Origin of the sequence: Paenibacillus athensensis (assembly GCF_004514475.2) — a bacterium.
Taxonomy (GTDB): domain Bacteria; phylum Bacillota; class Bacilli; order Paenibacillales; family NBRC-103111; genus Paenibacillus_AL; species Paenibacillus_AL athensensis.
Window position 1 is genome coordinate 294250 of record NZ_MYFO02000004.1, and the last position, 22868, is coordinate 317117.

A 22868-nucleotide genomic window follows, 5' to 3' on the forward strand; every position below is an offset into this window, starting at 1 on the left:
TGGGCTTGGAATGGAATCGAAAACGACAAGGAAACGGAATGCGCTTGTACTTGCGCTCGTGCTGATATTGGCCGGCTACGCGGTGTACCAGAGCTTGCATAAAAAGCATCAGGAAGAAGCGGCGCTGGCGGCTGAACGGGGGCTCGGCGCGAATACGGCTGCGCCTGGCTTTACGCTGAAGGGGCTGGACGGACAGACGTATACGGCGGGCGGGGAACGCGACAAGCCGATGATGATCAATTTCTGGGCGTCGTGGTGCGGGCCTTGTGTCGAAGAAGCGCCGGATTTGGTCAAGGTCTATGAGAAGTACAAGGATCAGTTTGATTTGTATGCGGTCAACGTGACGCCCGGCGACAAAATGGACAACATCCGCAAGTTTGTCCAAGACAACGGCTACTCGTTCCCGGTGCTGCTCGACGAGCAAGGCACGGTTGCCGAGCAATATCGGTTTATTGTGATTCCGACGAGCTTTCTCGTCGACAAGCACGGCGTGATCCGCGAGGTCATCAATGTATTACCGGCAGATCAGTTGGAAGCGAAAATCAAAAAGCTGATCGCGAGCTGATGCCGCCATGCATGCAAATAAGCCCCAAGCTCTCGTCTGTGTGACAGACAAGGCTTGGGGCTTTATTGTTGTTATACCGGACTGCTGCCGCGGCAGCAGTCCGTTTCGCCGATGCGCCGTTAGTGGTTCACCAGACCCAAACGTTCTGGCTGATCCTTGGTGCCTTGCTCGACGCGGGTACGGCCGAGCAGCGCATACCGGAGGCTGTCGACGAGGGCATACCAGCTTGCTTCAATAATATTGCTCGATACGCCGAGCGTATTCCAGGTAGTAGCGAAATCGGTCGATTCCATCAGCACGCGCACCTTGGCGGCTGTAGCGTCCTTCTCGTCCAGCACGCGCACCTTATAGTCGGACAGATGAACCTGCCGGATGTCAGGATAATATTGCACAAGCGCTTTGCGCAAGGCGTTATCGAGCGCGTTGACCGGCCCGTTGCCTTCGGCGGCTGTATAGATCGTTTCTCCGTGCACCTTAACCTTGACGATGGCTTCCGAGACAACGGCGTGGGCGGCATTTTTCTCAACCAGCATTTTGAACGATTCCAAGGTGAAGATTTCTTCCAGACCTTCGAATGATTCGCGCAGCAGCAGCTCCAGCGAGGCGTCGGCGCCTTCGAATTGATAGCCCTGATGCTCAAGATCCTTGATTTTTTCAATGATCTGCTTCGTTTTGTGCAAGTCCTTGTTGATGTCCAGGTTCAGCTCCTGGGCTTTGACCAGTACGTTGCTTTGACCGGCCAGCTCGGAGACGAGCACGCGTTGCTTGTTGCCGACCAGCTCTGGAGCAATATGCTCATAGGTGCTGGCATCCTTGAGAATGGCCGACACGTGAATACCGCCTTTGTGGGCAAAAGCGGCATTGCCGACGTAAGGCTGGTTGACCGGCATATGCATATTGGCGATTTCGCTGACGTATCGCGAAACTTGAGCCAGCGTCTTGAGCTGTTCGTCGGAAATAACATCGTATTTGAGCTTCAGCTGCAGATTCGGAATAATCGAGCTGAGGTTAGCGTTGCCGCAGCGCTCGCCGTAGCCGTTGATGGTTCCTTGAACCTGACGCGCTCCGGCTTGAACCGCAGCAAGGCTGTTAGCTACGCCCAGCTCGCAGTCGTTATGGGCGTGGATGCCGACCGGCGCCTGAATCTGTTGTTTGACGGCTTCGACGATCGTTGTAATTTCGCCCGGCAACGAGCCGCCGTTCGTGTCGCATAGCACGATCCAGTCGGCGCCTGCTTCTTCGGCTTTGGCAATCGTCTGCAGCGCGTACTCGGCATTGTTTTTGTAGCCATCGAAAAAATGCTCGGCGTCATAAATGACTTCCAGGCCCTTGCTTTTGAGATAACGCACGGAATCGAAAATCATGGCCAGATTTTCTTCCAGCGTCGTCTGAATGGCGGTGTGTACGTGGAAATCCCACGATTTGCCGAAAATCGTCGCCACCGAAACGCCGGAATCGATCAGCCGGTTCAGGTTGATGTCGTCTTCGGCGCGCGAGTCCTTGCGGCGCGTACTCCCAAAGGCGGCAATCTTGGCGTTGGCGAACGTCATCGTACGCACGCGGTCGAAAAATTCGATGTCTTTGCTGTTGCTGCCCGGCCAACCGCCTTCAATATAATGAACCCCAAGCTCATCGAGCTTGCGGGCGATTTTGATTTTGTCTTCGACCGACAGGCTGATGCCTTCTCCTTGCGTCCCGTCGCGAAGCGTGGTGTCGAAAATTTTTACAGAGTTAAGCATGGTTGTCCCCCTTCAAAACTGGCTGCCGCATGTCAGAACGTGAGGCAGATAAGTGCACGAAAGCGCTAATGTATAATGAATGATTATAACATAAACCGCAGGACGTTGGACACTTTTTCTCAAAATTCCGTTTGCTAAGCGCTGCGATTTCTTGTATGCTGAAATTGGCCTGTCCGGAGCATGTTGTCAGGCTTTCTTAGATTATGCCGAACGGCTTTTTATTATTTTTGGAGGTGCTTTGCACGTTATGTCTACCAATCCGTCAAGAACACTGCTGCCTGTCCCGAATCCGCATCCGGATCGTGAATATGAAGTGGAAATCGAATCGCCGGAATTTACCGCGCTTTGTCCGGTAACAGGCCAGCCTGATTTTGCCACGATTACATTCAAATACGTACCGGGTCCGTATATTTGCGAGCTGAAATCGCTCAAGCTGTACCTGTGGAGCTTCCGTGACGAAGGTCATTTCCACGAGGATGTCACCAATATGATTTTGAAGGATTTCGTCGAGTTCATTCAGCCGAAGAAGCTTCATGTTACCGGCAGATTCAACGTCCGGGGCGGCATTTACACGACTGTTCGCGCCGAATATGAAGCCGGACAATAAGTTTTACCCCAAGCAAGGCAGAGTTATTTTGCATATTGATATGAACGCTTTTTACTGCTCTGTTCACGAGGCGGTCGAGCCTTCCTTATATAAAGGAAAGCCGATTGCCGTCGCGGGCAGCGTTGAGCTGCGCAGAGGCATCATTGTAACGTCTTCCTATGCGGCGCGGGCCAAAGGCGTTCGAACCGGCATGCTGGTGAAGGAAGCCATGCGGCTGTGTCCGGAGCTGGTGCTGATCAAGCCGGACTTTGATTTGTACCGCAGGTTTTCGCGGCGGTTTATGGAGATTGCGTACAGCTATTCGCCGCTTGTTGAATCGATGTCGATTGACGAATGCTTTGTTGACATTACCGGCTCCAAGCAGTTCGGTACGCCGCTGGATATTGCCGGCCGGCTGCAAGAGCGGATCATGGAGGAGCTGAAGCTGCCCTGTTCGATTGGCGTTGCTCCGAACAAGCTGCTTGCCAAGATGGGCTCCGATTTCAAAAAGCCGAACGGCATTTCCGTCATGCGCTTGCGCGACGTGCCCAAGCTGTTCTGGGACAAGCCCTGCCATTATTTGTACGGCATCGGCAAAAAGACAGCGGATAAGCTGGTGAAATTGAATATTCATACTCTCGGCCAATTGGCCCACGCGGATGAGCAGCTGCTCGCCCGCCATTTTGGCGTTCTCGGGCCCCATCTCAAGCTCGCAGCCAGCGGCATCGATCACAGCCCGGTCAACCCCGAGCATGAAACGAGCAAGTCGATTGGTCATACGACGACGCTGCCGCACAATTTTACCGATAAAAAAGACGTGTATCGCGTTTTCCTGAACATTGCCGATCAGGTGGCGCGCCGACTGCGCAAGCAGCAGCTGCTTGCCTGGACGGTGCAGATCACGATCCGCAACCCGGACATGCGCACGATTACGCGTTCGCTGACGCTCAAGTCGCCGACCGAGAATATGGAAGATATTTATCGGACGGCTTGCGGCTTGTACGAGGATCACTGGCAGGAGGGCAATCCCGTCCGTTTGCTGGGCATTACGCTGCAAAGCCTGTCGCCCAAGGAGGAGACGGCCGTCCAGCTCGATTTGTTCGACTACGAGAAGCAGCCCAAGAAAGAGGAGCTGAACCGGACGCTGGATCGTTTGCGCGATAAGTTCGGCGAGAATGCCGTGCTGACAGCCGGGATGCTGGGCAACGATCCTTCGGCGATGATCCGCAACCACAAGGAACGGGGCACATCGCTGCAAATGGATCATTTGAAGCAACGGCCGCTGCACAGCGGGGAGGAGGAGGCGTAGCATGCCTGCCGTGATTGGCTTTGCAGGATATTCGGACAGCGGCAAAACGACGCTGATAACAAGGCTCGTGCCGCTGCTCAAGCAAGCGGGCCTGAAGGTTGCCGTATTGAAGCACGATGCACACGGGCATTATAAAGAAGTCGCCGGCACGGATTCCATGCGTTTGGCCGAAGCGGGGGCCGATGAGGTATGGACGCTGTCGCCGGATAGCGTGCACATGTACCGAAGGACGGCCGAGCCGCTGCCGGAAAAGCTGATCGGCGAGGAGCTGCAGGCGATGGACCTGGTGCTGATCGAGGGCTTCAAGCACGGCAGTCATCGCAAAATCGCCGTATTCCGCTTGGCAGAGCAAAGCCGCATTGTCGGCGAGCTTGCGCCTGCTCCGGTGGCGATTGCGGCGGGTACGCCGTTTGTTTGCGGAGATACGCCGGTTTTTGCGCTGGACGACGCGGAGGGGCTGGCCCGGTTTTTGATTGCCCAAGCCGGTGCCTGGCAAGATTAAGTTTGAACTTTGGCCGCTTTTATATTATATTTTACTGTGAGGATATTTTGAGGAGGAATTTAGAATGGCGAAGTACACATGGGTTGATAAAGAAACCTGCATCGCTTGCGGCGCTTGCGGCGCTACTGCCCCTGACATCTACGATTACGACGATGAGGGCCTTGCGGAAGTGATCTTTGACGGCGACGGAAACAAAGGTATTACCGAAATTCCGGACGATCTGTACGACGATCTGGCAGATGCTGTGGACGGCTGCCCAACTGATTCCATTAAAGTGCAAGACTCGCCTTTCAACTAAGTTGAAGGCGGCTGGAGATATTTTGTGAAGTACTTCACAGAATGTCGAAAGAACCCAATTCCAGCTCTGGAATTGGGTTCTTTTTTTGATACGTTTTGTAGAATGAGCCAACAATCGATTGCCAATTCTGAGCGCCCATCTTACAATGAAGCTAGTACATAAAGGGGAGGAACTTATGGGCAAGAAGAACTGGATTCAGACGCTCGGCGCCGGACTTGTCATCATGCTTCTTTCGACATACTTTTACACGGCCGGATCGAGCGGAACGTTTTATTTTATTGAGAATCCGCTGCAGGACGTGATGCGCAATGCCAAATCCAAGGCAGAGCGGCAGCCCGAAGACCGGATCAAAATTATTACGATCGACGACAAGTCGCTGAAGGAGATCGGCAAGTTTCCGTGGGACCGCTCCGTGTATGCCCAAGCGATCGAGAAGCTGGAGCAATCGGGCGTAGCGGCGATCGGCATCGACGTCGTGATGGCTGAACCTTCCAAAAACCCCGAAGACGACAAGGCGCTTGCGGATGCGCTCGGCAAATACCCCAACGTAATCATGCCGGTGCAAATCAATTATCCCGCCCAACAGCAAGCCACCAATGAATTGATTCCGGAACGAGTCGATTACCCCTCCTCCACCTTGACCACCAACAGACAGCAGATGGCGCATATCAACGTGTTCGTCGACAAGGACGCCAAGGCACGGCAGCTGTCGGTCGGATTGCCGGACGAGAAGGGTGAATATATCCCTGCGTTTAGCGTGGCGCTGGCGAATTTCCTGCTCCCTGACGACGAAAAGGTCAAACGCGACGACGCGACGGGAGAATGGCTGCGCGGCAGCGAGGTGATTCCGACCCACGGCAAAAATCAGGTGCCGACGGAGTTTTATTCCAAACCGCGTCAGAAGCTGCATGCTTCGACCGGCTATGAAACGATTTCGTTCGCTGACGTATACAAAAGCGAGAATCCGCTGCCGCTGAACGGCGCGATTGCGCTGATCGGACCGTACGTGACGGCGATGCAGGACGAATACCAGACCCCGGCCAGCTCGGTCAAAATGTTCGGGATCGAAATTCACGCCAATATGATTCAGGCGCTGCTGGAGAATCAGTTTTATAAGGAAACGAGCGGTCCAGTCGGCATAGCCATTATTGTTATTGTTTCCCTGCTGGCGATTTTCTTATTCGAACGCTTCAAGGGACGCGCGGCCATATTCTTTTTTATCGGCATGTTTCTCATGTATAACGTAATATGGCTCGGCTTGTACACCATCGGCTCGATTCTAGCGCCGTTGATTTATCCGCTGTTCGCGCTGGTTGCTATTTACATCTGGTCAATTGTCAGCCATTATCTGGCCGAGCGCAAGGAGCGCAGCCGCGTTACGGGCATTTTCGGACGTTTCGTGTCCAAAACGGTCGTTGACGAACTGCTGCAATCCGGCGAAGATGTCAAGCTTGGCGGCAGCCGAAAGGATATCAGCTTGATTTTCGTCGATATTCGCGGCTTTACGCCGATGTCGGAGCGACTGGAGCCGGAGCAGGTCATTCAGGTGCTGAACGAATATTTGGATGTGTGTACGAAAGCGATCTTCAAGTTCAACGGAACGCTGGACAAATTTATCGGCGACGGCGTTATGGCGATGTTCGGCGCGCCGATTGAATATGACAATCATCCGGAAATGGCGGTGCGCGCCGCGATCGAGATGAAAGGTCAAGCGAATGTTTTGGAGCAAAAGCTCATAGAGAAGTACGGAATCGGCGTAAAATTCGGTTTGGGGATTAACAGCGGTCCGGCGGTTGTCGGCAACATCGGCTCCGAGGATCTGCGTCTGGACTATACGGCGATTGGCGATACAGTCAACCTGTCGGCAAGGCTGGAGTCGAATGCCAAGCCCGGGCAAATTCTGATCAGCGAAAATACATACGCCCGCGTCAAGGATTTGTTTGACATCGAGCCGGTCGGCGAGATCAAAGTAAAAGGCAAGGAAAAGCCGGTCATGGTGTACGAGGTTATCGGCCATGCCGAACAAGGGAGGAATTTAGCGTGAACCTGTTGTTACCGAATCATCGCTTCAACAAGACATCATTTATCGCATTAATCATGAGCTTTGTTATTGTATTCGGGCTCGTATCGTCTGTGCTGGCAAAGCCCGCGCAAGCGAAAACGGTCCGTCTGGCGCTTGTCTCGTCGATGAGCGGCACTGTAACGGTCAAGAAGGGCGGCGGCTCCAAGACGTATGACGCTTATACGAATATGAGCTTGAATCAGGGCGATACGATTTATACCGGCTCGGGCTCTTCCGTCGTTCTGGCTGTAGGCGACGATGACGCCGAAATGACGATTGGCGCCAATTCGGAATTCAATATTTCCGATCTGGCCGGCAAAGACAGCGGCAAGAAGTCGAAGCTGAAAATGTGGGCCGGTTCGATGTGGGTCAAGGTCAAATCGCTGGCTGGCTCCGACGATGAGTTTGAAGTCGAAACGCCGACTGCGGTCATGGGCGTGCGCGGAACGCACTTCTTCGTTGGCGTAGATCCGAAAACAGGCAAGACGACGATGGCGGTTGCTGCCGGCAAAGTATCGGCTTCGACGGTGACCAACTCGCAAAACGACCAGCAGGAAGCGAAAGAAACGTTCCTGTATCCGACGCAGCAAATTTCCCTCGACTCGCGCGATGAGGTGGAAGACCTGTCCGTGAAAGTCGAGCCGATCGACATTGAAGAGATCGTCAAGCAGGCGTCTCCGGAAGTGATCGAAGCGATCGTGAAGGACAAACAATCGATCGACAAGGAAAATCAGGAATTCGTCGACAAGAAAAAAGAGCAGTTGAACAACAACACGCCGGGAACGACGAATGAGAACACGACGTTTGCGGTCGGTTCGCAGGATGATTTGAACAAGGTGAGCGGCAACCTCGACAATCTGGTCGGCAATTTCGCCAAGCAGGCGGTTAGCGATAAGAAGGTTTCCAAAGAAAAAATGGATCAAATCGTCTCCGATGCCAACTCGAAAATCGGCAGCGACGGCAAGAAGCTGGATTTGAATAACGTGAAGGATCTCGACAAAACGGCGGGCCTCGATCCGGAGAAGGAAAAACAACGTCAGGTAGAGCTTGCGAAAGCGGAAGCCGAAAAGAAGAAAAAGCAGGATGAAGCAGCGAAAAAGCTGGCCGATTTGCAGCAAAAGCTGAACAGCGTGCTGAAAACGGTCCAGGAAGCAAATAAAAAAGCCGAGGAAGCGAAAAAGCAAGCGGAAGCCGAAGCGAAAGCCAAAGCAGAAGCCGAGCTGTTGAAAAAGCTGTCTGACGCGGAAAAGGCGAAATACAACTCTGATAAATCGAAAACACCAACACCGACGCCAACACCAACACCGTCGTCTTCCGGCGGAGGTTCCTCACAGCAAACGACGGTGTTGCTGAGCGATTACGTCTCTTCCATTACCACGGCATCGACTTATGTTCACGGTCACACTGAAGCTGGCGCGCTTGTAACGGTTAGCGCTTTTTCCGGAAGCTTCAAGAAAACGGCTACGGCGGGAACGGACGGCATCTTCAGCGTTGACCTGGGGACGAACCTGAGTTTGGGTACAGTCGTGACGATCACGGCGCAAGCGCCGAACAAAAAAGTCAGCGCTGCGGTCACGCGTACGGTAACGGCGGCAGTCGGCGGTATCAAAATGACGAAGGAAACAACGGGTAACGGCACGATCAACGCGGTGCTGACGCTGAAGGATTTCATTGGCGACAGCCAGATTTACGCAGTTGAAGTCCATCTGGTTTATTGGGGCGACGTCAATGCGGTAACGTCCAGCGGCAATACGGTTACGCCGATCAACGGCACTGTGTTCAGCTACACCGGCTCTCCGTCTGTAGACAGCGCGAAAATTTATAGCGGCAACGGTCAAACCGAGCTGGTGTACGCGATTACGAGCTATGGAAGCGCCAATAACGTGTCTGTGTCCGGCGAGAAGGTGCTTGTCAAGCTGCCATTTACGCTGAACGGCATGAGCGGTGGCATTCATATGCCGGAGGACGGCGTGATTATCGTGAAAAAAGACGGTACGCGCGTGCCGGTTGATATCTACGACAACTACATTACGCTTGCAACTGCGCCGAACTAACGGCTGCTTTGAGCAGCGCTTTGAATTTACCAGTATAAAGGAGAAATCTATGAAACCGATCAAGGGAGTACTCGTTTCATCCATCGTAGCCGCTTCGTTGCTTGGCAGCACGAGCGCCTGGGCCGCCGGTTTGTCGGGCGATGCCTTGCGCACAGCTGACGGCCGTATTATGGCCGACGTGACTACGCAAGCGGGCATCGGTGATTTTGAAGATAAAGACGGAGCAGCGGCATCAGCCGCCTTCCGTTCGCCGGCAAGCGTAGCGGTGCTGCCGGACGGCAGCGTGCTGGTCGCAGACACGCGCAACCACAATTTGCGTAAAATTTCCGCTTCCTCGGTCAGTACTTATGCCGGTCCCGAGCTGCCGGTGCTGGTAAACGATCTGGGCTTTCCGGTCGGCGGTCAAGCCGACGGCAAAGCCGGAGAAGCATTCTTCAACGAGCCGTCGGGTCTGGCGGTCGACGCCCAGGGCGCTGTATACGTAGCCGATGCGGGCAACAATACGATCCGCAAGGTCGCGAAGGACGGTACGGTGACGACTTTGGCCGGCAGCGGCGAGGTCGGAGCGAAGGACGGTAAAGGCGCAGAAGCGCAGTTCAATTATCCGACGGATGTCGCTGTGGCTGCAGATGGCACAGTGTACGTGGCGGATTCGCTGAATCATGCGATTCGCAAAATCGCCGCCGACGGTACGGTGTCGACGCTGAATGCAGCGTCAACCCGCGCGATTCAGGTACGGCCGGGCGAGGCTGCTTTTGCCGGCGATTATGCCGACGGCAGTCTGGCGCAGGCCAAATTCAACGAGCCGTCGGGTCTGGCGATTGACGCCAAAGGCAATCTGTACGTCAGCGACACAGGCAATCAGCGGATTCGTTATATCGATTTGGCTGCCGGTACGGTTACGACGGTTGCAGGCTCTGGTAAAGCCTCTGACAGCAGCCTGTACGAGCAGGATGAGCTGTACGCGGCCGGCGATTATGCCGACGGCGCAGCGAGCGCGGCGATGTTTGATTTTCCGAAAGGCATTGCGCTGACTGCTGAGGGCGGTCTGGTCATCGCGGACAGCTTGAATCATGCCATTCGTTACCTGCTTGACAGCAAGGTGACGACATTGGCGGGAACGGTCAAAACCGGCGAAGCGGACGGCGTGGAGAGCGCAGCTCAATTCTACAGCCCGAGCGACGTAGCGGTAGCTGCCGACGGCAGTCTGATCATTGCCGATGCCTACAATAACAAAATTCGCAAGCTGACGCCTTATCAGCTCCCTGCTGGGCTGCCGGCACAGGGCGTGAAGGTCGTACACAATCACGACGCGATTACGTTCGATGCGCAGCCGGAAGTCATCGACGGCCGCACGATGGTTCCTGTTCGAGCGATCGGCGAGGCGTTTGGCTACGAAGTGAAATACGAGGAGAAAAACGGCGTTAAGGCCGTGCAACTGGTCAAAGGCGACGTGACGGTTGAGCTGTATATTGGCAAAACCGGCGTAGCCCGACTGGAAGCCGGCAAGGCTGCGGTCAATACGGACACAGACGCCGCTCCTTATATCAAGCAGGATCGCACGTATGTGCCGGTACGGTTTTTTGCCGAACAGATCGGCCTTGACGTACAGTGGGATCAAGCGACGACGACCGCCATTCTTCGCGAGAAGGCTTTCACCCATTAATTAGCGGCGCAAGTGCGTCGATACACCCGTTCGGCAACTGCCGGACGGGTTTTTGGCGTCTGGACGGGCGCTTCACATTCCCCGCTATTTGGATTATGATTAGAGCAATCGGAAATGTTGGGGAGGCTGGCGGGGTGTCGGACGTAAGGGAGCTCGAACGACGGATCGCAGAGCTGGAGCGGCGCAATCGGGAATTGACGCTGCTGCTGGAATCTGCGCGGGAATGGCAGCAGGAGGGGGAGCTGGCGCCGCAAACCTTTTCCATGAGTGTGATTCATTCGCTGGTGTTGGCATTGGACTCGCGCGACCCGTATACGGCGGGCCATTCGTCGCGGGTGGCGATTTATTCGCTCTGGACGGCGCGCCAGCTTGGTATGCCGGAGAAGGAATGCCGGGCTTTTCATCACATTGCGCTGATGCACGATATCGGAAAAATCGGCGTGCCGGACCATGTGCTGCTCAAGGACGGCGCATTGGATGACGAGGAATTTCGGATAATGAGCTCGCACACCACGATTGGCGCGCGGATTCTTTCGAAGATGGAGCCCAAGGAACGCCGCGAGGCCGCTACGGCAGTAGCCAAATACCATCATGAAAAGATGGACGGCACGGGTTATCCCGAGGGGCTGAAAGGTGAGCAAATTCCGTATTTGGCGCGGATTGTGGCTGTGGCCGATGCGTTTGACGCGATGACGACCGATCGCCCGTATTCGAAGGGGCGCAGCTATTTTGACGGCGTGCAGGAGCTGATTCGCTGCAAAGGCGCTCATTTTGATCCGGCTGTGGTTGATGCGTTTGCTGCGGTGATGGAGCAGCGGCGGTATTTGGCGGAAGCGGCTGAGCTGCATGTCGGGGACGAACTCCTGCAGGGAGCACGCGGAGACGGAGCGGGTGCGGAAGGGACAAAGCGCGCTGAGCTTGAGAGGTAGGCGCTTGTGTGGCTGAAATGTAAATCGGCGCAGGCTGGGTGATGGGCGGAAGTGCTGAAGTGCGGATGTGCGGAAATGCGGAAGTGCGGAAGTGCAGAGGTGCGGAAGTGTGGAAGTGCGGAAGTGCTGAGGTGCAGAAGTGCGGAGGTGCGGACGTGCTGAAGTGCAAAGGAACGAGGGTGCATGTGAGGGTGTGGGTATGGCGGTACGCACGCGCGAGCTGCAAGCATCTGGTTTAAGGGGCTAATGGCCGGTTAGTGAATGCAAACTTAGCCGCATAGCGATAGGCTGCCAATCACGTTGGCAGTTTTTTTGCGTCTTCATCCCGGAAGGCAAATTGCCGATAACAGGAGAAGAGACTGTTTATGTGAGGAAGGAGGGGCTCCTTGTGCCGGATAAGAAAATAGGCGATCAGGTGGATCGTTTTTTTCAGCATGATCCGTTTGCCGATCCGCTTTACTTGAAGCGCTATGTCAAGGAGCACCCGGATCATAAAATGGCCTGGTATTTGCTCGGTCGCGAATACGCCGCAAGGGGCGAAGCCGGCAAGGCGGCTTATTGCTTTGCGCAGTCGGGCGAAATTTACGAGGCGTTCGAGAAGCAGAAGATCGTCGTCGACGGCCCGCTGCCGCCGTTTGCGCCGCAAGCCGGCGGAGCGGCGGGGGACGCAAGTGCGGGAGCCGCAAGGAGCGGGGGGGCAGGAGCGAGTGCGGCGAGGAGCGGGAGCGCGAATGCCGCCAGAGGCGCAGGCATCGGAGCGGGAGCCGGTGCGGCGCGAAGCGGGGGCGCGGGCGCAGCCGCGGACCCAGCCGGCGAGCGGCGGGCCGCCAGGCGCAGGCGCCTGCGCTGGGCGCTGCGCCTCGCCCTGGCGCTGCTGATGCTGCTGCCCACGTCGCTGGACGTGGCCCGCCCGCAGCAGCGCGAGGACCGCGCCGCCGAGGCCGTGCCGACGGCGGCGGATGCGGGCGCGACGGCGTCTCCGACGCCCGCGCCCATAGCTACACCACCGCCGCCCAAGGACGGGCGGGCGGTGGTGTTTGCGGACGGGGATCTCGCGCAGGCGATCCCCGAGCTGCTCACGCCGGGCGAAGCGGCGTGGAAGACGGCTGTGCTCGTGGAGGCGCAGCCCACGAGCGATGGCAAATGGCTGGCGTGGAACAAGCCGCTCCAGCCGCTCTTGAGCGTCGAATACGCCTCGGCGCAAAGCAGCACGGCCCAATTGTCGTACTACAAGTCGACCCTATGCTCGTGCCAGGCCGGGGACCCGACGCCGCTCGTACCGCTGATCAGCGAGTGGTCCCGCCAGCGCGAAGAGGCGCTGGTGATGATGTCGGCGCTGATGGCGTATCAACAGCGGCACGGGGCGCTGCCGAACGCCCCGGAGCAGCTCGTGCAGCCGTATCCGGATAACGAGCTGCCAGGCTTGACCGAGGGCACGCGGGCGTATTTCCCGCAAGCCCTCGCCGAGCTGCAGCAGGTCGTCGTTGCGGGCGGGCAGCCTGCCGACGGCGCAGCCGCACCATCGGCAGCGCCGTCTCCGCAGGCTTCCCCGGCCCCGGGCGCGCAGCCTGCTGCGGCCAAAGCGGCGGCGTATCCGTTCACGCAGCCGCTGGAAATTATCGTCGATGTCGATGCGCATCGGCTGGCGCTGGTCAGCGGCAAATTCGTCATCCGCAGCTATCCCGTAGGGCTGGGCGGTGCGAAGACGCCGCTGGGCGAATTCGTCATTTCGGAGAAGGTGCGTAATCCGAACGGCCACTCCAACGGCGAATTCGGCAGCCGCGGGATGACGTTGTCCGATACGCTGTATGCGATTCACGGCACGAATAAGCCGTCCAGCATCGGGAAGGACGAATCGCACGGCTGTATCCGCATGCTGCAGGCCGATGTTGAGGAATTGTACGATATGGCGCCACAAGGCACCAAGGTGACCATTGGCAAAGGGACGTTGGCCGGAGCGCCGGGCAGCGGGGGAAGCGGAGCTGGCGAAGGAGACGGTGGCGGCAGCGGCGCAGGCGGCAGTCAGCCGGGCAAGCCGTTTCAGGCTCCGCTGCAAACCGAAGACAGCAATCCGCACAAAACCTATAAGTGGCTCGATTGAGCCCAAGGAAAAAGGACTCTTGTGAAAGAGTCCTTGACACTGAAAAAGAAAGCGATTACAATTCAAATTGCGGCATCAAGCCCGTTGGCGGGATTTCCGCTTATTTGCCGAAAATCAGCAGGACCGCCATCGCGATCACGATAAAGAGCAGCACGGACCCCGTCCAGATGATCGCTCTCTTGTTCATTTCTTCTTTGGCCCGGCGGTTGGCAATGGGAGCTGGTTTACGCTTGGACATTAGATCACCTTCTTTCTGAGATCGTGGATGGCTCTATTTTATCATAAGTTGTCTCTGCTTAGAATATGAATATTTTGAGCGAATCTGCAAGATTTGGCTTGACGGTCGTGTCATTTTATTGTAATCTTTAATTACACAAGGTGTAAGTTACAACTGTATATTTTTTCAAATAACATGTTACCGCAAGGGCATTAGTTATTGAAGAATGAGAACATTCTTCTATGACTATGCCCTTTTTTATTTTGTTTTTTTGCGGTTTTAGCCGACCTACCGTCGGCCAATCGACGCTGCGCAGCGTAGCGGACTTTTTAACAAAGTCTGCCGGTACCGCAAGATCTGATTATTTTACGAAAAAGGGAGAAGATGAAATCATGAAAATGAAAGCATGGTCGGCAGCAGGGCTGCTGGCATCCATTGCGCTGATTGCAGCGGGCTGCGGCTCGGGCAGCGCTCCGGCAGAAACGTCCAACGCAGCGGCAACGGCTGCAGCAACGGCGGCGGCATCGCCGGCAGCCAGTGGCGGCGCGCAGAAGCTGACGGGTGATTTTGAAATCCAGTATTTCGTGGGCGGATACGGCGACAAATGGTGGAAGCAGGTTATCGCCGACTTCCAGGCAGCCAACCCGGATTTGAAAATCAAGGAAAGCGCCGGCCCGAAAATCAACGAGCAAATGAAGCCCCGCTGGATCGGCGGCAATCCGCCCGATTTCGTCTACATCGACGGCCCGGAGCTGTTCGACCGGCAAATGGTTACCGACGGCCAGCTGGAGGATTTGACCGACTGGATCAAGGACGCCAAAAACGTCGACGGCGAAAAAATTCTCGATCTGCTCGCCCAGCAGCCACAGCAATTTGACGGCAAAATTTACAACATTCCGTTCGTCATGAGCTCGTGGGGCATTTTCTACGACAAAGCGCTGTTCAAGGAAAAAGGCTGGTCCGAGCCTAAGGATTTCGACGAATTCCTGAACGTCAGCGAAACGATTAAAGCAGCGGGCGTGAACCCGTTCATTCATACCGGCAAATATCCGTATTATATCAACGGCGCGGTGCTGTATCCGGCGATTGTATCGGCGAACAACAACGACTACAATCTGCTCAAGGATATGGCGTCGAACAATCTGGAGGCTTGGAAAAATCCGGCGATCCTCAAAGGCTTGGACAAAATCGTCCAACTTCGCGACAAAGGCTTTATCGACAAGGCATCGGTCCAAATCAACCACACCGATTCGCAGTCGCTGTTCCTTCAGCATAAAGACGCGTTCATTCCGAACGGCCTCTGGCTGCCGAACGAGATGGCCAAGGACGTGCCAAACGGCTTTGACTTCGGCTTCATTCCGTCGATTACACAGGACAAAGGCGGCAAGGTAGTCGCGAACACGTCGACCTCGACCTTTGCGATTGCCAAAAAGGCAAAAAACAAGGAAGCGGCCAAAGCGTTCATGCAATTCGTCTTTTCGAAAAAGCAAGCTTCGCAATGGGCTGAGCTGAGCGGCGCGCCATCGAACATCAAAGGCGATATCAGCGCTTCGAACGCGCCGAACTTCGTCAAGGACGCTGCAAAATTCCTTTCCTCGCCGGACACCGTCGTCGTGCCGAACGTTTCGTTTGCCGCCGATGTCGACAAGGCGATGCAGGATGCTACCGTGGCGCTCACCATTGGCACGATTACGCCGGAAGAGTGGGTCAAGCGCGTCAGCGACGTGGTGGCCAAGCAGAAAAAGTAACATCCGCCGCAAGCGGCGCGATCGGCACAGGCGGCGAAGCCCGACGGGCTTTGGCCGCACATGCCGTTTCGCTGCCGGGGTCAAGGCGCAGCTGCGGGCCGCGAGGTGTTTCCCGCCCATGCGGGGATGCCGCGTCCGCACTGCCCAGCCTCGGCAAATGCTTGCGATTCAGACCTGCAAGCTGCGGGTACGGCGGGCAAGCGGGATGGCAACATGCGCGCGACGCCAGCAGTTTTCGCGGTTATTCCAAGTAAAAGCGACGGTGAGAAAGGCATGACAACCAGCTCCAAAAGGTGGAAACGAAGCTTGTTTATCGCCTCGTTCATTCTGCCGACCTTTGTGTTCTTTTGTTTGTTTACCGTGTATCCCGTGGTTCAAGCGCTGCAAAAGTCGCTGTATGACTGGTCCGGCATGTCGGAAAACAGCACGTTTATCGGCCTGGACAATTTCAAGGACATGTTGAAGGACCCGATCGTTTGGCGGGCTGTCGGCAATGATTATTTTCTGGTCGCCGGCAAGGTGATCGGCATTATGTGTCTGGCGACGTTTTTCGCCGTAGCGTTAACGCGCTTCAAGCAACGCGGCTCGGGCTTTTTCCGGGCGATCTTTTTTATCCCCAATGTCATTTCCGTCGTAGTTATCGGCGTGTTGTGGAATTTTATCTACAATCCGCAAATCGGCTTTCTCAATGCGTTTTTATCCTTGTTTACCGATGAAAAGGTGGATATTACGTGGCTTGGCTTTCCCAAGCATACGATCTGGATGCTGCTGCCGCCGACGATTTGGGCGGGGATCGGCTTCTACATGATTTTGATGATTGCGGCAATCGTGAATATTCCCGCTTCCTATTACGAGGCGGCTAATATAGACGGGGCGGGGCAGTGGTCGCAATTCCGCCACATAACGCTGCCGCTGATTTGGGAGCAGATCAAGGTATCGATCATTAACATTGTCATCACCACGCTGAACGGCTCGTTTGTGATCGTGCAGTTGATGACCAATGGCGGACAGCCGGACAATACGACGCAGGTGATGGGCTCCTACCTGTACCGCATGGCGTTCCAGCAGTACCATTTTGGCTATGGGGCGGCCATCGGGGTGTTGATTCTGATCGTTTCGCTCGTGACGACGCTTTTGTTGCAGCGCATCATGCGCCAAGAGACGGTTGAAATGCAGTAAGCCGCGTCAGGCAAGTGACACTGAAGGGAGAAGCCTCGCTATGGCTATCAAAAATCCGGTCGCCAGGTCGATCGTATGGCTCATATTGCTGCTGTGGAGCGTGGCCGTGCTGTATCCGCTCATCTGGACACTGCTCGACGCGCTGAAAAATAACGAGCAATTTTTTCTGAATATGCCTTGGGCGCTGCCCAAGCTGCCGCTGCTCTGGTCGAATTTCAGCTATGTATGGAGCAAGTACAACTTCAGCACCTATTTTCTGAATTCAATCGTCGTTACGGTGGGCAGTACGCTGCTCGGGATGATTTTGTCGGCGATGACGGCTTACGTGCTGGCCCGCTATGCATTCAGGGGCGGCAAGCTGCTGTTCACCCTGTACATTTCATCGATGATGATTCCGTTCGCGCTGGCGCTGATTCCGCTGTTTTTTCTGCTCAACGATCTGCACATGGTCAATACGCGGATCGGTCTGATTCTGGTGTACGCTTCGCTGAATCTGCCGTTTGGCATTTTCCTGCTCGTCGGCTTCTACAAGTCGTTGCCCAAGGAAATTGAAGAAGCGGCGGTGATGGACGGCACCTCGCATTACGGCACGTTTTTCCGCATTATGCTGCCGCTGTCGCAGCCGGGGCTGATCACCGTATTGATTACGAACATGCTGAACAACTGGAATGAATATTTCCTCGGCGTTGTGCTGACGAATGATCCGGAGAAATATACGCTGCCGATCGGGCTGGCGGTGATGCAAGCGGAAATGCAATACCGCGTCGAGTGGGGACCACTGTTCGCGGGGCTGCTCATCACGATGGTGCCAACGCTGATCATCTACATCATCTTCCAGCGGCAAATCGCCGGCGGGATTACCGCAGGCGCCGTCAAATAGATGGACTGTGTCATGAGAGAAAAAACACCTTCGCCAAGAGGATTTTCCCCCTCTTTGAAGGTGTTCTTTCTACTATAATGGAAGAAGAGACATCAGAAGGCGCTGCAGCTTGCGGCACCACAGCGCTTGACGGGGGTTGGATAGATGAGATTGATGTATCAGCTGCAAAAGGTCGGACGTTCCCTGATGATCCCGATTGCTGTGTTGCCGGCCGCTTCCGTGCTGCTGCTGATCGGCAACATGCATTTTCAGTCGCCGCTACTGGTGCGGCTGGCACAAATATTCGCTGCCGGCGGCAGCGCCGTATTTGACAATTTACCGTTGATTTTTGCCGTCGGGTTGGCGATCGGCTTGACCTCGGGCGAAGGCATTGCCGCTTTGGCAGCCACGGTCGGCTATCTGGTTTTTGACAACGTGCTCAAATATTTCCCGGCAGGCACGCAAAATGCCGAACGCGTCGATATGGGCGTGCTCGGCGGCATGTTGGTCGGCGTGCTGGCCGCGGTGTTTTTTCGCCGGTTTCAGCATGTGCAGCTGCCCAAGGCGCTCGGCTTTTTTGGCGGCAAGCGGTTTGTGCCGCTGCTGACGGCGCTGGTGATGGTGCTGCTCGGCGGGATCATGGGCTTCGCTTGGCCGCCCGTGCAAAGCGTCATCAGCGAGGTTGGCTTGTGGGTTGTGGATAACGGCAGCGTCGGCGTGTTCATTTACGGCGTCATGAACCGGCTGCTGATTCCGACCGGGCTGCACCATATTATTAACAACATCGCCTGGTTCCAGATCGGTGACTTCGTCACGCCTACGGGCAAGGTCGTGCATGGCGACATCGCGCGGTTTTTCGCCGGCGATCCAACGGCCGGACTGTTTACGACCGGCTTCTATCCGGTGTTTATGTTCGGGCTGCCGGCAGCGGCGCTGGCGATGATTCAGCGGATGGATGCGTCGCGCCGCCAATTGTACGTGCCCGTACTGCTAAGCGCCGGGCTGATCAGCTTCCTGACCGGGATTACCGAGCCGATTGAATTTGCATTTATGTTCGTGGCTCCGCTGCTGTACGTCGTCCATGCCTGCCTTACCGGCTTGTCCTTGACGGTGATGAACCTGCTTGGCGTCAAGGTGGGCTTCGGCTTTTCGGCCGGCTTCATCGATTTGGCGCTGAACTGGAATTTGTCGACGCACCCGCTGCTGGTGCCTGTCGTCGGCGCGGTCTATTTTGTCGTGTATTACACGGCATTTCGCACGTATTTGCATTTCTTTCCGGCGCGATTGTTTGCGCAAAGCGAAGCGGCAGAGGAAGCGGGAGCCGAGGCCGAGCCGGCCGCCGGGCAGGCGGAGTCGCGCACAGGCCATATTTTGCGCCATATCGGCGGTGCAGCCAACGTGGTCAGCGTCGACGCCTGCATTACGCGGCTGCGGCTGCTTGTGAAGGAGGAGAAGCTGGTCGACGATTCCGAGCTCAAGCAGCTCGGCGCGATTGGCGTCATCCGGCTTGGCCAAGGCAACGTGCATATCGTGTTCGGCACGGAATCGGAGCAGATTCGCGAGGATTTGCAGCCGCTGCTGCCAGCGGCGAGAATCAGGCCGGGCAGCGGTCAGGGATGACGGTGGAGCCTGCAGCCGTCGCGGCAGGCGGCGTGTGGCGGGAGCGCCGGAATGATTTTGGAAATGGGGCAAGGGGGTGTCTTATGATTGAAAGAACGATTATTCACGTGCTATCGCACAATGTGGTCATGTCGCATCTATCAACAGGCAAAAATTCGATTGCGTTTGGCAAAGGCATCGGATTCAAAAAGACACCAGGAATGGCGATTGCGGAAAGCGACATCACACAGGAGTTTTTGCTGCATACGTCCGAAGTGCTGCGGAACTACGAGCAAATTTTAAATGCGGTCGATGTCAAAATTATCGGGATTACCGAAGAGGTCATCGCTTATGCACAAGGGATGCTGGAGGGCGATTTCTCGGAAACGATTCACGCCTCGCTTGTCGATCATATCAACTTTGCCGTAGAGCGGCAGCGGCGCGGGATCTTTATCACCAATCCGTTTGCTTACGAGATTCAATACATGTATCCGGAGGAGTATAAAGCAGCGAAAAAATCGGTTGAATACCTGAACGAGCATCTTGACGTGACGCTGCCCGAGGACGAGGTTGCCTTTCTGGCGATGCATTTCAACGGCGCGCGGAAAAAAGGGCAAGCTTCCGATTCGCTGGCCGTCGTCAAGCTCGTATCCCGGATTATCGATTCGGCCAAGGAGCTTGGCTTCGGCTTTGACGATTCCTTCTCGACGCTGCGCTTTATCAGTCATTTGAAAAGCTTGATCGAACGGGTCAAGACGAACAAAACGCTGCAAAATTCGCTGCTGGGCAAAATTCAGGAGGAATACGGCGAAACGTATGTCAAAGCAAAGGTGCTGGCGCTGACGATTGCCGACGCTTTGCAGATGGATGTGCCCGACGACGAAGCCGGCTATCTGACGATGCATCTGGAGCGTATGCAGCAGCGCGCGGAGTCGTGAATGTCGTGAATACGGAACATTTTCAATCCCTGAGCCTTCCGGAAGCGGGGATTTTTGTTTTTTGCCCGCGGCAGCTCCCGTTCTGGCGATTGCATAAATGCACATAGTCGGCTAAACTGACTGATAGAGATAGAGTCAAGACAGAACGGAGTGTATGGACATGCTGTATTCGAAGTTGGGTAAGCCGGTGCTGTTTCGGATGGACCCGGAGAAGGCACATCATCTGATTATCGACGGACTAAGCGCAGCCAGCGCGGTGCCTGGCGCCACACAGTTGATGAAGGCGGCCTGGGGCGTGAAGCGTTCGCCGGAGCTGGCGACCAAGCTGTGGGGCATCGATTTCCCGAATCCGATCGGGCTGGCCGCGGGACTGGACAAAAACGCCAAGGCGGTGCGCGGTTTTTCGCAAATCGGCTTCGGCTTTATGGAAGTCGGAACGATTACGCCCAAGCCGCAGCCGGGCAACGAGCTGCCAAGGCTGTTCCGCTTGCCGCAGGATGAAGCGCTGATCAACCGGATGGGCTTCAACAATGTCGGCGCTGAGGAAATGGCGCGCAATTTGAGCAAGGTTGGCGCGCATACCATCCCGGTAGCGATCAATATCGGCAAAAACAAAACGACGCCCAACGAGATGGCCGAAGAGGATTATCGCGCCTGCATTCGGACACTCTTCGAATACGGCGATTTCTTTGTTGTGAACATTTCTTCGCCAAATACGCCGGATTTACGCAATTTGCAGCATGGCAACGATTTGTACCGCTTGCTGGAAGCGGTCATGACCGAGATGAACCTGCAGCGCGAGCGGCATGGCGGCAGCGGCAAGCCGGTGTTGGTGAAAATTGCACCCGATCTGAGCGATGCGGAGCTGGAGCTGACTGTCGGCACGATCAAGGAAAGCGGCGTGTCCGGCATTATCGCTACGAATACGACGCTCAGCCGCGACGGTTTGACGCATGTCAACCGCGAGCAGGCCGGCGGCTTGAGCGGCAAGCCGTTGACGAAGCGCTCGACCGAGATGATCGGCAAGGTCTACGCGATGACGGAAGGCAAGCTGCCGATCGTCGGCGCCGGCGGTATTTTTTCCGCTCAGGATGCATATGACAAAATACGGGCCGGTGCAAGCCTCGTCGAAGTGTATACGGCTTTGATCTACGAGGGGCCAACGCTGCTTGCCCGCTTGAATCAGGGCTTGCAAACGCTGCTGAAACGTGACGGATACACACATATTTCCCAGGCAATAGGCGCAGATCATAAGTGACCCCATAAGAATTTGTCAGAAATGGAGGCAACCGGATGGATGGACGCGACTGGAAAAAGTTCCTGCTTCCTTACGAGCAGTCGGTAGAAGAATTGAAGGTTAAATTTAAAACGCTGCGCAGCGAGCTGAAAAGCCGCGAGGAGTACTCTCCCGTTGAATTTGTAACCGGCAGGGTCAAAAAAATATCGAGCATTCTGGAAAAAGCGAAGCGGTTGAACGTTTCCGTTGATCTGTTGGAATCCGGAATCGAAGATATCGCCGGCATTCGCATTATGTGCCAATTCGTGGAAGACATCCAGCGGTTGGCCGATCTGATTCGCGCCCGCCAGGATATGCAGGTGCTCTACGAAAAGGACTATATTACGAATAAAAAAGAGAGCGGCTACCGCAGCTTCCATATGATTATCGAATATCCGGTGCAAACGGCGCTCGGCATGAAACGGGTGCTGGCGGAAATTCAAATTCGCACGCTGGCGATGAATTTCTGGGCGACGATTGAGCATTCATTGAATTATAAATATAAGCAAACGCTGCCTGACGATGTACGCGTGCGGCTTAGTCGCGCAGCCGAAGCGGCTTATGTGCTCGATCAGGAGATGTCGAGCATTCGCGAGGAAATCATGGAGGCTCAGCAGCTGTTCGAGGACAATTCGAACCTCGTCAATAAGGTGCTGAACAACATTCAAGAGCTGTATTTTTATCATCGGGTACGTGAAGCGGCGCAGTTTCAGCTCCGTTTTAACGAAATTTGGGAGCATGAGGATGTGTGGAGTCTCGGCGAGCTGTCGGCTGAGCTGGACGCGGCGATTACCCGGGCGAAAAAAGGAGACCAGTCCTGAAGATGCCGACCTATGACCGCTTGTATGTGGAATTTCTGTACTATTTTAATGAAGCGCGCGATTATTTCGAATGCCACGAGGTCATGGAGGAGTTGTGGCTGGAGGAAGGGCGCAATCCGTTATACCAAGGTCTGCTGCAAATTGCGGTAGGCCTTTATCATCATGCAAACGGCAATGTCAGCGGTTCGCTCAAGCTATTTACGGCCGGTTTGGAAAAGCTGGAGCCGCATCGGCCGGTGGCGCTGGGCATTGATCTGGGTCGGCTGCTCGACGACAGTCATCGGTATGTGCAGCGGCTGCTGCGAATAGCCGAAGAACCGTTTGCGCCATATGATCTCGATATCGCGGTGCTGGATGAAGGGCTGGCGGAGCTGGTGGAAGCCGTCAAACGCAACCCGCCGCAGCATGAGGAGGATTAGC

Annotated in this window: 20 protein-coding genes; 18 read left to right on the forward strand and 2 right to left on the reverse strand. The window is 55.5% G+C overall.

Translation table 11 applies throughout. The features are described 5' to 3' along the window. Window positions 1-10 precede the first annotated feature (10 nt). On the forward strand, window positions 11-565 hold the full coding sequence (locus tag B5M42_RS09520; protein ID WP_134749532.1) for a TlpA disulfide reductase family protein: 555 nt from the start codon (window positions 11-13) through the stop codon (window positions 563-565). Window positions 566-684: 119 nt separating this feature from the next. Here B5M42_RS09520 and cimA read toward each other — a convergent pair whose 3' ends face one another. Continuing rightward, complete coding sequence (cimA, locus tag B5M42_RS09525) at window positions 685-2304, reverse strand: citramalate synthase (RefSeq protein WP_134749534.1); 1620 nt, start codon at window positions 2302-2304, stop codon at window positions 685-687. A gap of 247 nt (window positions 2305-2551) precedes the next feature. Here cimA and queF point away from each other — a divergent pair, with 247 nt between their 5' ends. The 9 genes from queF to B5M42_RS09570 all read left to right on the forward strand — a co-directional run bounded on the left by queF (window position 2552) and on the right by B5M42_RS09570 (window position 13811). After that, on the forward strand, window positions 2552-2911 hold the full coding sequence (gene queF / locus B5M42_RS09530; RefSeq protein WP_134749536.1) for a preQ(1) synthase: 360 nt from the start codon (window positions 2552-2554) through the stop codon (window positions 2909-2911). Beyond that, entirely contained in the window at window positions 2895-4199 is a 1305-nt protein-coding gene (locus tag B5M42_RS09535) for a DNA polymerase IV (protein WP_134749650.1), read from the forward strand. The genes queF and B5M42_RS09535 overlap by 17 nt, the downstream gene beginning before the upstream one ends. A gap of 1 nt (window position 4200) precedes the next feature. Further along, window positions 4201-4701: a molybdopterin-guanine dinucleotide biosynthesis protein B gene (mobB, locus tag B5M42_RS09540; RefSeq protein ID WP_134749538.1), complete on the forward strand. Its 501-nt coding sequence runs from the start codon at window positions 4201-4203 to the stop codon at window positions 4699-4701. A gap of 64 nt (window positions 4702-4765) precedes the next feature. Beyond that, window positions 4766-4999, forward strand: coding sequence for a ferredoxin (locus B5M42_RS09545; RefSeq protein ID WP_134749540.1), 234 nt, complete (start codon window positions 4766-4768; stop codon window positions 4997-4999). Window positions 5000-5174: 175 nt separating this feature from the next. After that, entirely contained in the window at window positions 5175-7043 is a 1869-nt protein-coding gene (locus B5M42_RS09550; RefSeq protein ID WP_167689589.1) for a CHASE2 domain-containing protein, read from the forward strand. After that, window positions 7040-9115 carry a FecR domain-containing protein gene (locus B5M42_RS09555; RefSeq protein WP_134749544.1) on the forward strand — a complete coding sequence of 692 codons (2076 nt, stop codon included), beginning with the start codon at window positions 7040-7042 and terminating at the stop codon, window positions 9113-9115. Before B5M42_RS09550 ends, B5M42_RS09555 begins: the two co-directional genes overlap by 4 nt. A gap of 49 nt (window positions 9116-9164) precedes the next feature. After that, a complete protein-coding gene (locus tag B5M42_RS09560) occupies window positions 9165-10781 on the forward strand; it encodes an NHL domain-containing protein (RefSeq protein WP_134749546.1) in 1617 nt (538 codons plus the stop codon). 134 nt (window positions 10782-10915) lie between these two features. Next, window positions 10916-11710: an HD-GYP domain-containing protein gene (locus tag B5M42_RS09565; RefSeq protein ID WP_167689591.1), complete on the forward strand. Its 795-nt coding sequence runs from the start codon at window positions 10916-10918 to the stop codon at window positions 11708-11710. A 496-nt stretch (window positions 11711-12206) separates the two neighbouring features. Then, window positions 12207-13811, forward strand: a complete 1605-nt coding sequence (locus tag B5M42_RS09570) for a L,D-transpeptidase (protein WP_230632843.1) — start codon at window positions 12207-12209, stop codon at window positions 13809-13811. A 100-nt stretch (window positions 13812-13911) separates the two neighbouring features. Here B5M42_RS09570 and B5M42_RS09575 read toward each other — a convergent pair whose 3' ends face one another. Further along, window positions 13912-14049, reverse strand: coding sequence for a hypothetical protein (locus B5M42_RS09575; protein ID WP_167689593.1), 138 nt, complete (start codon window positions 14047-14049; stop codon window positions 13912-13914). A gap of 371 nt (window positions 14050-14420) precedes the next feature. On the opposite strand from B5M42_RS09575, the gene B5M42_RS09580 reads away from it, so the two are divergent. The 8 genes from B5M42_RS09580 (at window position 14421) to B5M42_RS09615 (ending at window position 22867) form a co-directional block, all read left to right on the forward strand. Further along, complete coding sequence (locus B5M42_RS09580) at window positions 14421-15776, forward strand: ABC transporter substrate-binding protein (protein ID WP_134749550.1); 1356 nt, start codon at window positions 14421-14423, stop codon at window positions 15774-15776. Window positions 15777-16049: 273 nt separating this feature from the next. Then, window positions 16050-16955, forward strand: a complete 906-nt coding sequence (locus tag B5M42_RS09585; protein ID WP_134749552.1) for a carbohydrate ABC transporter permease — start codon at window positions 16050-16052, stop codon at window positions 16953-16955. A gap of 40 nt (window positions 16956-16995) precedes the next feature. Further along, window positions 16996-17835, forward strand: a complete 840-nt coding sequence (locus B5M42_RS09590; protein ID WP_134749554.1) for a carbohydrate ABC transporter permease — start codon at window positions 16996-16998, stop codon at window positions 17833-17835. 144 nt (window positions 17836-17979) lie between these two features. Further along, window positions 17980-19434, forward strand: a complete 1455-nt coding sequence (locus B5M42_RS09595) for a PTS transporter subunit EIIC (RefSeq protein ID WP_329959283.1) — start codon at window positions 17980-17982, stop codon at window positions 19432-19434. An 83-nt stretch (window positions 19435-19517) separates the two neighbouring features. Next, entirely contained in the window at window positions 19518-20351 is an 834-nt protein-coding gene (locus B5M42_RS09600; RefSeq protein WP_134749556.1) for a PRD domain-containing protein, read from the forward strand. A gap of 160 nt (window positions 20352-20511) precedes the next feature. Beyond that, a complete protein-coding gene (locus tag B5M42_RS09605) occupies window positions 20512-21609 on the forward strand; it encodes a quinone-dependent dihydroorotate dehydrogenase (RefSeq protein ID WP_134749558.1) in 1098 nt (365 codons plus the stop codon). A gap of 35 nt (window positions 21610-21644) precedes the next feature. Continuing rightward, window positions 21645-22448 (forward strand): GTP pyrophosphokinase, encoded by an 804-nt coding sequence (locus B5M42_RS09610; RefSeq protein ID WP_134749560.1) that lies wholly within the window; start codon window positions 21645-21647, stop codon window positions 22446-22448. Window positions 22449-22450: 2 nt separating this feature from the next. Then, window positions 22451-22867 (forward strand): DUF309 domain-containing protein, encoded by a 417-nt coding sequence (locus B5M42_RS09615; RefSeq protein WP_134749562.1) that lies wholly within the window; start codon window positions 22451-22453, stop codon window positions 22865-22867. The last annotated feature ends 1 nt before the right edge of the window (window position 22868 follow it).